The sequence below is a fragment of the Microbulbifer maximicatervae (SeqCode) genome, from assembly GCF_052468155.1.
Genome location: NZ_CP174335.1, coordinates 468306 through 483799 on the forward strand (window position 1 = coordinate 468306; position 15494 = coordinate 483799).

The 15494-nt window shown below is 48.1% G+C and carries 9 protein-coding genes; 7 read left to right on the plus strand and 2 right to left on the minus strand.

The window, feature by feature from the left end; all coding sequences use genetic code 11:
- Nucleotides 1-18 precede the first annotated feature (18 nt).
- Nucleotides 19-1413 carry a cytosine permease gene (locus ACJJIY_RS01940; protein ID WP_445358977.1) on the minus strand — a complete coding sequence of 465 codons (1395 nt, stop codon included), beginning with the start codon at nucleotides 1411-1413 and terminating at the stop codon, nucleotides 19-21.
- A 713-nt stretch (nucleotides 1414-2126) separates the two neighbouring features.
- On the opposite strand from ACJJIY_RS01940, the gene ACJJIY_RS01945 reads away from it, so the two are divergent.
- The 3 genes from ACJJIY_RS01945 (at nucleotide 2127) to ACJJIY_RS01955 (ending at nucleotide 8480) form a co-directional block, all read left to right on the plus strand.
- Nucleotides 2127-3101 carry an FHA domain-containing protein gene (locus ACJJIY_RS01945; protein ID WP_444896071.1) on the plus strand — a complete coding sequence of 325 codons (975 nt, stop codon included), beginning with the start codon at nucleotides 2127-2129 and terminating at the stop codon, nucleotides 3099-3101.
- A gap of 108 nt (nucleotides 3102-3209) precedes the next feature.
- Nucleotides 3210-5795 carry a protein kinase domain-containing protein gene (locus ACJJIY_RS01950; protein WP_444896070.1) on the plus strand — a complete coding sequence of 862 codons (2586 nt, stop codon included), beginning with the start codon at nucleotides 3210-3212 and terminating at the stop codon, nucleotides 5793-5795.
- Between the two features lie 126 nt (nucleotides 5796-5921).
- The gene (locus ACJJIY_RS01955) at nucleotides 5922-8480 is read left to right on the plus strand and encodes a protein kinase domain-containing protein (RefSeq protein ID WP_445355643.1); all 2559 of its coding nucleotides are present in this window, start codon (nucleotides 5922-5924) and stop codon (nucleotides 8478-8480) included.
- Here ACJJIY_RS01955 and ACJJIY_RS01960 read toward each other — a convergent pair.
- Complete coding sequence (locus ACJJIY_RS01960) at nucleotides 8477-8974, minus strand: hypothetical protein (RefSeq protein ID WP_445355642.1); 498 nt, start codon at nucleotides 8972-8974, stop codon at nucleotides 8477-8479. The genes ACJJIY_RS01955 and ACJJIY_RS01960 overlap by 4 nt on opposite strands.
- A 1208-nt stretch (nucleotides 8975-10182) precedes the next feature.
- Between ACJJIY_RS01960 and ACJJIY_RS01965 the strand changes: the two genes are divergently transcribed.
- The 4 genes from ACJJIY_RS01965 (at nucleotide 10183) to hisC (ending at nucleotide 15474) form a co-directional block, all read left to right on the plus strand.
- Nucleotides 10183-11964 carry a trans-sulfuration enzyme family protein gene (locus tag ACJJIY_RS01965; protein WP_445358978.1) on the plus strand — a complete coding sequence of 594 codons (1782 nt, stop codon included), beginning with the start codon at nucleotides 10183-10185 and terminating at the stop codon, nucleotides 11962-11964.
- A gap of 110 nt (nucleotides 11965-12074) precedes the next feature.
- Nucleotides 12075-13373: a S1C family serine protease gene (locus ACJJIY_RS01970; protein WP_413663356.1), complete on the plus strand. Its 1299-nt coding sequence runs from the start codon at nucleotides 12075-12077 to the stop codon at nucleotides 13371-13373.
- Nucleotides 13364-14404, plus strand: a complete 1041-nt coding sequence (locus ACJJIY_RS01975) for an FHA domain-containing protein (protein WP_282931212.1) — start codon at nucleotides 13364-13366, stop codon at nucleotides 14402-14404. The genes ACJJIY_RS01970 and ACJJIY_RS01975 overlap by 10 nt, the downstream gene beginning before the upstream one ends.
- Nucleotides 14401-15474 (plus strand): histidinol-phosphate transaminase, encoded by a 1074-nt coding sequence (gene hisC / locus ACJJIY_RS01980; RefSeq protein ID WP_445358979.1) that lies wholly within the window; start codon nucleotides 14401-14403, stop codon nucleotides 15472-15474. The genes ACJJIY_RS01975 and hisC overlap by 4 nt, the downstream gene beginning before the upstream one ends.
- The last annotated feature ends 20 nt before the right edge of the window (nucleotides 15475-15494 follow it).

Below are 15494 nucleotides of genomic sequence, written 5' to 3' on the forward strand. Positions count from 1 at the left end.
AATACCTCCGGGCTCCCCCTAACTGCGCTTCGCAACACTCCAATAAACAACGCAAGCAGCAGCCGCAGCCAATAGCCAGTCGACGCCTGCCATCAACCCTCTCGGTAAGAAAAAAGCCAACATTGTGATAACAATACATGTCGCCAATAAAGTCAGCAGTGCTCGCGGGTTCCAGCCACAGAAATAGTAATAACGCCCATCACTATCGCTGTAATACAACTGCTCTACTTCCATCTGGCGCTTCTCTATTAAGTAGTAGTGAGACAATATGACACCGTAGGCAGGCGCCAGAAAAACCCCCATCCAGTTTACGAACGCCACTAAACCGATTTGTTTGATAACAGCGGGCCACAAAGCACTAATCAGAAAGGCCAGAAACAGCGTTATCAATGCCGCCCTGCGAAACCCCAGGTACTTTGGCAGAAGATTTGAAATATCGTTAACTGGAGCCACAAAGTTCGCCACCACATTGATACCGGCCGTTGCTGTAAAAAAAACAACCGCGGCGATCAATGACAGCTCCAGATTCCCAAGCTTCTGCACGATATCAGTGGGATTTGCCAGGTTCTGGTGGAAAACTGACTGGGCGGCGATAGTGGTGAACAGAACAATTATCGCAAAGCCAGTCATGTTTATAGTGATTCCCAGCCAATTTCCCCTTCGCATAACAGACTCGTTCTTACAGAAACGAGCAAAATCTCCGTAACTTAGGATTATCGGCGCATAGAGAGCCAACATAGTACCTGTGACTTTGATGAGCTGGACCAAGCCATCGCCCCAGGATGCTATAGACCGATCAAAGAAAGTAGCAACTGCAAATACAAACTGTCCGTCACTGCGAACTACTAGCATCCACAACAGAGCCAGCATCACTCCATAGACACATGGCGCAGCCAGGTTGATAAACCAACGGATCGTATTGATACCTTTGAAAAATAGAAGAGCCTGAAATAAGGAGACAAGTACGATGGAGGCCCAATCGATCCGGTCCATTGCCAGCCACTGCCCTCCGACAGCTTGTGGCCACCACTCTCTCAGTAATAAAGACATGGCATGGGCAGCAAACCAAGTCTGCGCACCGTACCAAAATATTGCCACGCTCCCCCGAAGCAACGCAGGGACGTTAGCACCTCGGATCCCCATACTCGCCCTGGCCAATACGGGAAACGGTATACCGTATTTAACACTCGGTTCACCGATTAAATTTAACAGGATGATAATTAAAATTGCTGCAATAGCGATCCCAGCGAGAACCAGCCAAGCATTCGTATTGGGACCGAGGAATAGAGTTGCCGCCAGGGTATAGCCAGCGAGACTTTGTGCGGCGTTGGCCCAAAGGTTAAAAATCGTCAGAGTGCCCCAGCGTTTTGCTTCGGGCTTCACTACCGCTAAATTTTCATTCTTTAGCTGCAAAGTGCCACCTAAGTGCATCTGATAAATAGCGCGCCAAAGCAGCTACTTCAAATCAACCTTTTCAACAATGACATACAAGCCGTCAAAAGTGCCAAATTTAACGGTTAATAATATATATTCTCTTTTACAATTGAGACTTATTTTCAATAACAGCAAAAGTGGTAACCATTTACCAAATTAGCAGTAATGCCGCTAGCACCGACGTACAACTATGAAATATATTGTGTAGTCATCGATTAAAGTAGATGCGATCGACAAAGATACAAGCAAGTATCCATTAAACTAGTGTGCAGCCGTGTATTTGGAGAACATTAACCAAGTCACAAGTAAAAGTACGAAAAGGTCTTTAAGATTTTTGACGGCGGCACAACTTTTCAGCGAAAATGGAAGCAATTACTGACAATTATTGCACTCCCCTAGAGACAGTTATCAAGGGAGCGCAAAAATAGAACAATTTCCAAAAATCGTAGTGACTAAATCATTCAGAACTGGGGCAATTCTCTCCGAGACAAGCAGTGGGATAGCGGCGCAGAACAGCGCCCATCACAACAAGTAGTGTCTCAGCTCGGGGAAATGATCGCCACAAATGGAAAGCCAAGACTCCGTTCTGCTGAGGTACTCGCAGGACAATCACAGCAGGCACCCACCAGTATGATTGAACTTTGTCGCAATCAGGCCACAACTTGAGTTGGCCACGACAGAAGGGTAGGAATATGGCTTGCTTACAGCATCCAGATAGGGAACAACCAGTTTACTTAATGGCACACCACACCATTGGGCGCCGGCAGGGTGCAGTAGACACAAGAATCACAAGTGCTGAGATATCGGGCATCCATGCCGCAGTGCAGTGGACCGGTACACATTGGAATATCCGCGATCTGAGTCGCAATGGCACCTGGCTAAATGGCCAGCAGCTGGTGCCAGCTAAGAGTTACCCACTTCAAACTGGCGACAAGATCGCATTTGGACGAGCCAACAATCCAGCCTGGATTGTTGAGAACCTCGACGGTCCAGAGAATTTGCTGATCGATATCCAATCCGGCGAAGCTCAGCAGCTGGAGCAGTTTCACCTGCTGCCCAATGAAAATGAGCCCCTTGCCAGCTTGCAGTACAGCCCCCTCACCGGGCAGTGGCTATACGAGTTTACCGGTGCATCCGCTGACGATGGCGATAAAATCCTGGTCAATCATGGCGATCGTATAGATTGTGGACTTAATAGCTGGCAGCTTTTCCTGGCGGACAACCAAGGGGCAACGAAAGAGTTGTCACTGCAGCAGCTGTCTATTGTCGACTTTGAGCTGAAGTTCTCTGTGAGCTCCCACGAAGAGCACGTGCAGTTACAACTTCAGCGTGAAGGCATGAAGCAGTCCCTACCCGCAAGAATTCATAACTATCTATTACTGTATCTCGCCCGTGCCCGCTACAAGGATATGCAGAGCGGTATAGATACAGACTCTCAGGGTTGGGTTTCTATTCAAGTGGCCACTCATGAGCTAGGTATTACGGTCAACCACCTAAACACCCAGATTTTCCGTGCTCGTAAACAAATCTCCGAGTCACTACCTGACGCAGTAGATACTTCTAGCTTAGTAGAGCGTCGCTCCTGGGAAATCCGTATAGGTTGTCCACAATTCGAAATATTTAAAGGTAACCAACTTGAGGCAAAAGCAGAGTTGGAAGTAGTATAATTTCGCCTTCAGCGAAGGGGCTTAAGGCTAAGCCTCCTATTTACCTATTCAGTCATTACTTGCCAGGGGGGGCGGAACTGAATCACTCACCCCTTGGCAAGATTTACAATGTCATCGCAACCACCTTCTTATATCGGGCACTACAAGATCATCGGCCAGATTGGAGCTGGAGGAATGGGGGTTGTATATCTCGCCAAAGATGAGCGGCTCAACCGACAGGTCGCCATAAAGCGACTGCTCAATAATCCCGGCAATGAGTTTGCTTCACAGCGAATTCGCCAGGAAGCATTATTGCTCGCTCAGCTTAACCACAACCATATTGTACAAATTTACGATGTTGTGGAGGAGCAGGACGATGTTGCCCTCGTTATGGAGTATGTTGATGGCCGCCCGCTCACCTATTGGGCACGGGAATTCAACCCCAATCTTCGCCAAAAAATACAACTGCTCAAGCAAATCACTGTAGGGTTGGCCCGCGCACATGCCGCCGGCATTATTCACCGCGACCTAAAAGCTGACAACATCCTTATTGATAGTAATAATATCGCTAAAATCGCGGACTTTGGCATTGCTCGAAGTTGGCAGGATACAATAGCGCTCACTCGAGAGCAGCATATCGCCGGTAGCTGGTACGCAATGTCCCCCGAGCAAGCCCTCGGCGAAAAATTGGATTTCCGCTGTGATTTATTTGCGCTAGGGATGCTAGCCTATCACTTGCTATGTGGCCAACCGCCGTTTGGCAAGCACGGAAGTCCATATATTATCATCGATCGGATTATCAACAATCCGCATCCCCCTGCAGGGGTCATTAATACAGGTCTTCCTACAGCACTATGCAAACTGCTAGATAAATTACTAGCCAAACGCCCTGACAAGCGTCCCGTCAGTGCTGCTGCTGTAGCCGGCGACCTAGATGTGATACTAGGTCAACTAACATCGGCCCAACAAGATACCACTGAACGCGAAATCACGATCACGACCGAAGACTTTCATGTACAGCGCCGACGTAAAAACAAAAGCCACAAATTCCTAGCCGGAATACTCTTGGCAGCCGGAACAATACTATTTGGCTTAGCCACCGCAGTTTTCCCACGGTTTTTCCAGCCGAGCAGCAAAGAGCCCCCGGCAAAATATATTGCGATTATTGAGCCAGACTTATCCAGTCTACATAACCGCGAGGAAAGGTTACTGGCCAGCAATCTCCTCAGCTCTATCAAGCAGGGGCTGTCCGATCAAGCAGCTTTACTGCTAGTCCCCTATTCGGAGTCACAACAGCTAAAAGACAAGCCCCTGCGTGAACAGGCGAAAGCGCTCAACGCACAACTACTACTGCAATTCGCCTTGAGCTGTGAAGCGACTCTGTGCGAAGCTTCATTCGCTTTAATAGAAACCGAAGATTTCGTCGAGACCTCCAACCGTAGCACCATGCTGGACCTAGATGCTCCCCTGGAGAGCCGTGCACGCATTTTTCAGCAAATGCAATACCTGCTACCCAACTATCCTATAGAAAACCAAGGAGCCCAGTTCACCTTAAGTCCAGCAGATTACCAACTTTATCTCGAGATATTTGAGCAGCGCAATAATGAAGCAGATGTTGCCAGTGCAATTACCAAGATAGAAAAGTTGCTAGAGAAGAACCCCTATTTCCCCCCTTACTATGAGTTGTTGGCAGATCTGCTAGTCACCCACCTCTATCACTCACGGAAAGTCAAAATACGGGGCAGGCTCAATGAGCTCCTCAAAAACATACCCGCAAAGATTTCCAACTCTCCATCTGTATTGGCTACCAAGATACGTATTGCCATTTATCTGGGAGATACTGAACGCACAGAGACCTTACTCGCAAAGTTAAAATTGCAATCGCCCGACCAAGCGCTCTACTACTTTCTGCGCGCGAAAGCTTACCAGCGGGGGGGGGATTACAAACGTGCTTTGGATGTCATTAACCATGCACTCGATATTCGTATCAGTCCCATTTATCTTCACCAAAAGGCATCAACCCTGATTTTAATGGGGCAAATGGAGAATGCCAAACTCCAACTTCTACACGCTATCCGCCTCAACAATCAATATAATGATGCTATTTCTCTACTCGCAACTATTGAGTTGGGCTCAGGCCACCCAAAGGAGTCTATCCGATTCCTTAGTGAGCTGGGCCTAAAACAGCTGGGAGATTGGGATACTTTCAATCTCTGCCTATCCTACTATATCGAAAAGCAGTTCGAGGACACCAAAAGCTGCCTCTATCATATCGCTGAACGCGTCCCAAACGCCCCTCATGTATATCTAATGCTCGCAGAAATTGCTCGCCTAGAAAATAGGCAAGCGAAATCATTGGAGCTTGCCCGACACGCTCTGAACCTGACACAGAATCAACAAGATTCGCTTGGCCTATTACTCCGGGCAAAGGCTTACTCAGAGCTGGGCCAGGCAGAACAAGCCATTGAAACACTATTGAAGATTGACGACACAGCCCCTAGCAATGGCTTGTTTGTAAATTACATCCATGCTCAGGTTTATATGGCAAGTGGTGAGATGCTCTCCGCCAAAGCCTACATACGAAAGACCTTGGAGCTAGGCGCAGCCCCAGTGTGGTTCACTACCGTTGGCTTTCAGTCTATTTGTACCATCGCCAGTTTTGATGATTTGCGTTCCAGTTATCCAGCGTTATGCACTGACAGAATTGGCACTTAAGTCACCAAAAGCAAATCAAACAGAATGGAATAACGTGAACCATTTCCCTTTACAAGGCGACAGATCCCTTCACGAAATTGTACTATCAGGTAAAATCCCCCATCCATCCGAGAAGAACTCAATACAATGGACGTAGTTGCGTTGGAAAAAACTGAGGAATATCAAGGCCGTTACAGGGTTGAGCGCACCCTGGGTGCTGGTGGTATGGGGGTTGTTTACTTAGCCGAAGATATCAAGCTTCGGCGAAAGGTAGCTATTAAGCGCCTCCGCTCTGACTTAAGTGGAAATTCTGCAGAGGCCCGTTTTCGCAGCGAAGCCGAACTTCTAGCCAGGTTGAATCATCCAAATATTGTGCGGCTTTATGACGTACTAGAGGAAACTAACGGGATCGCCCTTGTTATGGAGCTCGTTGAGGGTGTCACTCTTAAAGAATGGCTTCGCGAAAATAGCCCTACCCTGGCAGTAAAGCTCGACTTGTTGATGCAAATATGTCAGGGGCTAAGTAAAGCTCACTCCCTAGGTATTATTCATAGAGATCTTAAGCTCGAAAATATCCTTGTCACTAATGATGGCGTAGCAAAAATCACCGACTTTGGCATAGCCAAGGCGCTGGATTGTGACCAACAACTGACCAGAGAAGATCATATCGCTGGCAGCATACAGGCGATGTCCCCAGAACAGGTTCAAGGTACCCCTCTGGATGCTCGAAGTGACTTATTTAGCTTGGGCAGTATTGCCTACGAACTGCTTTGCAACAACAAGCCCTTTGAACGTGGAGACTTAAATGCGCTGGCATTTGCCCAACAAATTTGTAGCGCACCCCATATTCCTCCACAAACCTACTGGCCAGAAATACCTAAGCCACTTGTAGCACTGCTCGATAGACTCTTAAGTAAGCGCCCCGAGCAGCGCCCAGACTCTGCCCAGCAAGTTTTCGAAGCTCTTTCTTTAGTCCGCCATCATGGCATTGATGCTGACACCCAACAATACTCTGAAACAGTAACACAGTTGCTTATCAAACCGCGCAAGAAATATAACCGTCTGACTAAATGTTTAGCCGGCTTTGCTGTTTTAGCTACAGCTGTAACATGGGGCTGGAAAACTTATTCTAAGTTGCCCCCCAAATATATTGCAGTACTTCCTGTCGAATTTAGCGGAAAAACAACCGATCAAAACACGGACACTCTAGTCGCCGCTATGGTACGCCAAGCTCTTATGAGCACCCCAAGCCACCTAAAGTCAAGCGCCTTAGTAAGCTATAACCCCAGAAAGCAAGCCAGCCTAGATGACCAATTACAACGGTTGAAGGAAAAGGGGATTACTGATGCTTTAGCGGCACGTTTAGAGTGCATGCAATTGCGTTGCAACATCGAAATACAAGTTATTAACCCGTTAGACAAACAAGTCAAAAAGCAAATTTCTTTTATATTTCTTACAGATCAACAGAGACAAGAGTCCCAATATTCAATACGGAATAGTGCCATAGACCTATTCCCAAGCAAATACCATAAAGAGTCGGTCGCCGATGTTAGAATGGCGCCTGAAGACTATACTCGGTATCTTTCTACAATTGCAAAACTTACGAAGACCGCTACCGAACCAGAAGATTTAGAAATATCAAAAGAGTTGATTGGCAAATATCCAAAAAACTCAAACCTATACTCCCTATATGCGAAAATAGCCACTAAACTATATATGGCTAGCAACGATACCAGCCTACTTACATCGGCTCTTGGGATATTAGCCAGTGCAGAATCTACTGGGGCCGACAAAACTGCTCTTCTTGAAGCCCAACTTTATATTAAATCCGCAGGCATAGATAGAGCGGGATTTGAAGCGATATTAAATAAACTTCAGGCTAAAGGATACCCCTCTGCACACATACTTGCTCAATATGCCCGATTCTACTATTCCCAAGAAAATTATAAGCAAGGCCTCTATTATGCAGAGCAAGCCTCAACTCTAAACCCCTCCGCACTGAACTTATACTTGGTTGCAATAAACCAATTTCAAATCGCAAACTATGACGAAGCAAGAGAAACTTTAGGTATCCTTCTAGAAAAGCATCCAGATTTCTGGTCGGCTCATGCTGTTATTGGGGTAATTGAATTAGAACAAGGAAACCTGGAAACCGCCCAAAAGGCTTTCATTGCAATTCCAGAACAATTCCGAAGCTTAACCTCCGAAGCCAATTTAGGGGTAGTTTATTTTCTGCAAGGGAAATATCCGGAAGCATTAGACAAATATAAAAAAGTGCTATCTATATCACCGCAGAACTTAACTACGATATATCAAACTGCAGAAACCTATCAAATGCTGGGAAATAACCAGCTCGCAATAAATGAGTATGAAAAGATATTAAAGCTAACCTCAAATATTAAGGATGGAGATCAAAGCCTTAGAAAATATCGAATCCGAGCAATAGCCCTGGCGAACCTTAACCAGCATGCTGAATCAATAGTTATACTTAACAAGCTGCTTAAAATGAACCAAGATGACACCGATATCACCTACAGTGCGGCCCTTATCTATGCCCTTTCCGAGGAATGGCGATCAGCAAGTTACTATATAGAAGAGCTAATTGAGCTAGGAATGGGGGCAGAGTGGTTTGCCTTACCGGCATTTAAAAAACTCTGCACCCAACCCCAAACCTCACAAAAAGTTATGTCGGCTATTTGCGACTAAAGTGGGCCATTAACTGGAAATGGGTCGACCTGCGCCTCTGGATCCCCAGAGACAAAGTGCGCACCGGTTTCCGCATCCATGCACATCCATAGGAAAGAGAAGTTATCGGGGATATCCTCTCTATCCCTAATTTTGATAATCAGTTTAGTGAATTCACCATCCACTTCTTTAGCGCGAGCACGGAACTGGTGACGAAAATCCGGGCTCAGGGCAATAAGACCATCTAACTTATGGTTCTGGCGATAGCGAACAAATTCCAACTCACGACCCGGTACTTGTGATAAATCCAGAGTCACCTCCAGAGTCAATACTGCACGCTTATGGATTTTGAAGTGCATATTGCCGAAGTGCTCTTCAGGGTTAACCGCATTAAACAGCGGCCAGTACTGAGGCTTACCATCTTCTTGCTCTTTAGGCTGAAGAACCAAATCCAGTTTTAACCCTTCTTTAGGCACCTTTACGTCAAGTACAGGTAGGTCAGCACAATTGACCATATTTCCATCCCTCTCTAAAAATTTGTTATATGGTATCACCAAAGGACATTTTATCTTGTTGTAAACTACGTCCTTGACCGCGTTATCATAACCGGTCTCAACTTTAAAAAAGCCAGTAGAACTGAAGCTACTGACCCGAAGCATCGACAGTTACAACAACACTATCATGAGCAAACTTCAGCATCCGTCCCCGGACAAGCATATCTAGTTGAATCGACCAAGGCTCTGCACCTGTCGATTCCAGCTTGACCGTTCAGCTTGCGCTGAATCCCTTTACTCTCTAACGCGCACAGGGCGATAGGAGAATTAAATCCATCCGAAATTTTATTGTGGGAGCTGCCCTTCCATGGCGAGGTAACTGTTCCCACAGCCACCTGTACTCCCTCAACTGGACGTCAATGTACAGACTTAAGGATTACAGGTCGATCACACCTCATTACAGGCAACCACACACCAAATAATTAAAATAGACACACGGAGTCGTCGTACGCCAAAAATAACATTTGATAAACGCTTAATTTAAGCAGAACCAAGAGTGGAAGGATTATTCCTTTTCCACTATGGCGACACCGAGACCAGAATCAGGGCATATTTTTTAAAATAAATATAAAACTATTCTTGGAGCTTGTTGAAATCAATCGATGATCCCTTTCGCCAATTCAATCCAATTTGAATTGCGTCTCAGAACTTTATTGGGTGCTACACGGCAGGCTTGAAGACTGGAAAATATTGTATGGGTAATCGCTCTCAAAATGGAGTCCAAATTAAAAAAAAGCCGGCAGTAATAAAACTGCCGGCCCGAAATGATGGTCCCAACCATCGACGGTTACAACAACACTATCAAGAGCAAAATTTGGCATCCATGCCCGGACAAGCTCATCCAAGAGAATCGACTAAGACTCTACACCTGTCGATTCCAGCTTGACCGTTCAGCTTGCGCTGAATCCCTTTATTTCATCGCACTACCTAAGGCTACGAGGAAATTAAATCCTATTTAAATGTTGTGGGGGCTGCCTTTCCATGGCCGGCAACCATTACCACAGCCACCTACCCCCTCAACTGGAAGCTACTGTACAGATTTCCAAATTACAGATCGATCACGCCAAAACACAGCAAATTACACACTGATTGCTCGCCAAGTGTTTTATACGACGCAGATGACTGTTAGAGTCGCCATATAACAAAAAGCATCACGTAGTGAGGACACAATGGAAGCGAACCTAGAAGATGTAAAAATTCTCTCTCCCCGCCGCAACAGCACCGAGGCAAAAAATATTGATGAACTGGCAAAAGAGCAATTGCAGCACTTTTGTATTGATAGTGAATCAGAGCATGGAAAACTGTTAGAACAGACCGCAACCCTGCTCTACCAGGCACAGGGAAATCTGAGCCAACTGTGGAGCCAGGTAACCGATACACTCCAGCGCTTGGACAAATCTGACAAGATTGCCTATTTCAATGCCAAGCGATTTATGAGTTTCCAGCTGGCGAAATTATTGGACACCTTACAAAACCCATTGCGCGCCAGCTTTCAGAGCCTACAGGGAGACGACTTTAATATCACCACACGGGGTGGTTACCCCCTGTTCGATAATATTCCCGCTATTTTTTCTGCTACCCCGGTAATTGCCCGCACGGCAACTTACATTTATGCCTGCACCGAGTGGGTGGACGATGCTTTCCGTGGGCGCGAGCCGAGCCACGATATTTATTCACGTTTACTCAACCCCACTTCCATTTCCCTGGCCAATGCTATTGTGGATTTGGAATGCGGACCTGAAGCCAGTGAATACATGGCCTGGAATTTCAATTCCGGTATGGCTGCAATCGATGCACTCCTATCAAATCAATTGCGCCACGGGGATATCTTAATTGTTTCCAGGAATATCTATGGCGGCACTCACCAGCTATTACAGGATTTCTACGCCCGCAAAGATAAACTGTCTATCAATCTGGCCTGGTTTGATGGCACTACCGGTGAAGAGTTCGAAAAGCTACTGGCTGATACCCAGCAAGCATACGCAGACGCAATCAGTGCCGGAGCAAAAATACATGTCTATATTGAGTCTCCATGCAATCCCCACGGGATCATGCTGGATGTACCGGCTGTTTGTAAAACCGCTCACCGGGAAAATATCCTGGTAAGCCTGGATGCCACCCTGGCAACCCCTTTCCTATATCAGCCACTGCGCCGCAAAGATAGGGAAGAGAGACCGGATTTTGTTGTTCACTCCTACACCAAGGATATCGGCGGCACCGGTGCCGCCACTGCCGGTGTGGTTATCGGCGAAAACCACCGCATGTTTATCCCTAAAGGTGACAGCGCAAAAGGCCTTAATTGGGATCAGTGCATGTTCTGGGATGTTTATTACATCAAGGGGGCTTTCCTGGATGCAGACAAGGCCTGGGAAGTGCATTGCGGTATGCGTACCCTGGAAATGCGCATGCTCACCAAGTGTATTAATACTTTGAGCCTCAGCCATTTCTTCGCCAGTCACAGCAAGATTCGTGTCAACAGCCATGCAGTGGAAACCCATCCCAATTCCGGGCTGCGAGAATCGCTGATGCGCTACCAGTTCCCCACACCACTATTCAGCATTGACATGGAAGCTGCGCAAATTCCCACCGAAGCCTTTAAAAGTTTCTTTGACGCGCTGGAGCCCGCTTTCGGGCAAATGGTAAGCTTGGGCCAGACAAATACCATGGTGCTGTGCCCCGCCCTGACATCTCACTCAGAGCTATCACCTGAAGCGATGGAAGCGGCGGGTATATTCCCAACCACCATCCGAATTTCTGTTGGGGATGAAAATATGGCGCAGATGGCCGCCCATGTGATCAACTGCGCGCGCCTGCATCTCGATCCAGTTAGCCCAGGATTTAGCGAGGGCTTTATCGCTCCGGAAGAAGCCGACAAACTCTTCAGCCGCTTTTATCTCGAGTCGCACCAAAAAGTGATAGAGACACAGCCAAAAATTGTGGACTATCTCTGACCATCCAAAACAAACCCATCACTGGTAGATAGCGCCGGTGATGGGCGCTTGTTGCACTATCCTATATCCCGTAGTATCACGCTTCCTGTCCACAATTTAATCAATTCAAAATGCCGAAACTTTCCACGTGGCTCTTCGCCTGGATTCTGTGCTGCTTATCCACTGTTGCAATGGCGCAAGGCTATGAAAAGCTCTACAGTGATTATCGCGGCAGCCTCTATCAAATTCGACTTATCGAAAAATCCTCCAATTCAAAAGCCGGCCTGGGGTCAGGCTTTCAAATCTCCCCCGATGGATTGATCGCCACCAATTACCACGTAGTGGCTCAAGCGGTTAGCGAGCCGGACGAGTACTCCCTGGAATATCTTGCAGTTAATGGCACCCGGGGAAAATTAACTCTACTGGATATTGATGTCGTCAATGACCTGGCGCTGCTGCGCCAGGAGAAGCCGGGAGACGAATACCTGGAGTTGGCGACAGACACCCCCAAAAAAGGGGAAACCATTGTCTCCCTGGGCAACCCATTGGACCTCGGCATGACCTTGATTCCCGGGACCTATAACGGTATTGCCGGCGGTAGCTTCTACGATCGTATTCACTTTGCCGGATCTATTAATCCGGGAATGAGCGGCGGGCCAGCGATCAATACCCAAGGGCAGGTAGTGGGCATTAATGTGGCGACTGCAGGCAACCAGGTTAGCTTCCTGGTACCAGTGGATAAGCTGTCGTCACTTTTAAAACACTACCGCGCTGAAGGCGGCACTCTCAACCTGAAGCAAGTAACTTATCAACAGCTTTTGGATAACCAGCAAAAAATTATCGACTCAATACTTAGGGCCGACTGGCAGCGTCGCGCCCTCGGTGAGGCCCAGGTTGTCGGTGAAATAATTCCAGCCATTAAATGCTGGGGAAACACCCAAGAGAGCGAAACCAATCCGATCAAGCGAATTGATAAAGGCTGCACCGGACAAGATGTTATTTTCCTGTCCGACGACTTCAACACCGGGCGGGTAGAGTACGAATTTTTCTGGCTGCAAGCCGAGGATCTTCTGCCCGCGCGCTTTTATGCCGAGTACGAAGGGCAGATGGACTCCTTTTACCCAGGCAATAGCGCTGGAGAAGAAGATGTAACCAATTTCCGCTGCCAGCAAGGATTTACCTCTCAGGAGCGCGGCAATGAAACCTCGGTATCGAAGCCGGATCGCAATCGCGAGCCCCTGATCGCGCGCACCAGCTACTGTGTCAGGCGCTACAAGGACTTTCCTGACCTCTACGATATTTTCTTCCTGAGCCTAAGTGTGGATCAGAAAAATCGCGCACTGGTCAGCCACTTTACCTTGTCCGGCTTTACCCAGGAGTCCGCCGACGCCTTTACTCAGAAGTTTACGAGCGAGATCCAATGGCCCTGATTATTGAAGAACTCAATCGCGCCCACCGGGTGCAGCTGCGCTACCGAATGGACGGGGATAAATTTACCCTGGGCCGCGCTTACGACAACGATGCAATTCTGGAGGACATCCATTCCGATGCCCACCATGCCGAAATCAAGCGGGGAGAGGACGGCCAGTACGTCTTACACGACCTCAATTCGACCAACGGTTGCCAGCTTTTGGGAAACCTGAAAGATAAGTCCGTTAAACCAGATACCATCGCTCAACACAGGATTTCCTCCGGTGACTTGCTGCAGTGTGGGAAGTCACGCTTCCGGGTTTTCCATACGGATGACCCGGTACCTGAAGCTACCCCTCTCCATTCACTGGAAAACCTGTTTTCCAGCTTGTCCCACCCCCTGGGAGCAATACTGCTGCTGTTGTGTTTTGGCTTCGCCAGCGTACTGATGAGCTACCTCGGTTACGCCCGAAACTATCAATGGACTATTGCCGTCAACATTCTTGCCACGGCCATAATTGGCATGGTGATTTACGCCGGAGTCTGGGCGTTTATCGGCAGGGTTGTCAGGCATGAAACGCACTTTTTCACCCATCTATCCATCGCCGCCATAGGTGCACTTACTTACACTTTTTGGGAATGGCTGAGGGGGCTGATCAATTTCAATTTTGCCATCGGCACTACTATTCAGGTCCTGGACTTCCTGGTACTCGCCATCATATTACCGGCAATGCTCTGGTCCGCCTGCTATTTGGCCACCAACCTCGCCAGAGGCTGGCGCTGGACAGTGGCACTGACACTGCCACTGGCATTCCTCGGCCTAGGTTTAGCTGAAAGCGTTAACAACATGGACGAATTCAGCGAGGTTCCGCCGATATCCACAGAGCTGAAATACGATAATATGCTGTTCCGCAACCCTGTTCCCATGCAGGAATTTATTGGAAATTCGGCCGACCTGTTTGATATCCCCATTAAGAAAAAAGAAACTAAAGAAGGCGCTGAAGGCTCTTCCAGCGACAATCAAAGTAGTACCGCAGAGGTGGAATCATGAGCAAGATTTATTGGAGCCCAGGGCTCGACCAGCTGGAACCCTATACACCCGGGGAGCAGCCCAAGAGTGAAACCCTGATAAAGCTCAATACTAATGAGAACCCCTACCCTGCCTCCCCCGAAGCTTTAAGGCTCTTGGAGCAACACGACTTTGCCGATGCATTGCGCCGCTATCCCGACCCGGAGTCCTGTGAATTGCGTCGCGCTATTGCCGATAAGCACAACCTCTCTGCCGAGCAAGTATTTGTGGGCAATGGCTCCGATGAAGTACTGGCGCTGAGTTTCTACAGTTTTTTCCGCCGCAGCGAGCCCCTGCTATTTCCGGATATCACCTACAGTTTTTACCCGGTTTATTGCCAGCTCTTCAATATCAAAAGCCGCACTGTTCCCCTGCACGCTGATTTCTCTATCCAGCTTGAGGACTATGCCGCTCCCGCAGCCGGTGTAATTATTCCCAACCCCAATGCACCCACGGGACGGTACCTGCCGCTAGAGCAGATTGAGCAGCTATTGCGCTCACAGCCTGAGAGAGTGGTGGTTATTGATGAGGCCTATATCGATTTTGGCGGCCAGAGCGCAGCAACACTCATCGATCGCTACCCCAACCTGTTGGTAATACACACACTGTCAAAGTCCTATGCCCTCGCAGGGCTTCGCCTCGGCTTTGCCATGGGGCAGAAGCACCTGATTGAAGGATTGCTAAGAGCCAAGAACTCCTTTAACTCCTACCCCATTGATGCCATTGCACAGCGTGTGGCCACCGCAGCGATCCGCGATACCGCCTGGCACAGCGACAATTGCGGCAAGGTCATCGCCACCCGCGAGCGCTGTGAGCGGGCGCTTACAGACCTGGGGTTCGAAGTGATTCCCTCCCAAGCCAATTTCCTTCTAGCCAAACCACCGGAGCCCGGCGCAGAAGCCCTGTATCTGGCACTGCGGGAGCGTAATATTCTCGTACGTTACTTCAACAAGCCCCGGATCAGTGAGTACTTGCGTATCTCTATTGGCACCGATGAGGAAATGGAGCAGCTGATACGGAACTGCAAAGAAATACTTGCGTCACAGAGCTAGCACTCTGTCTGTCTATACTC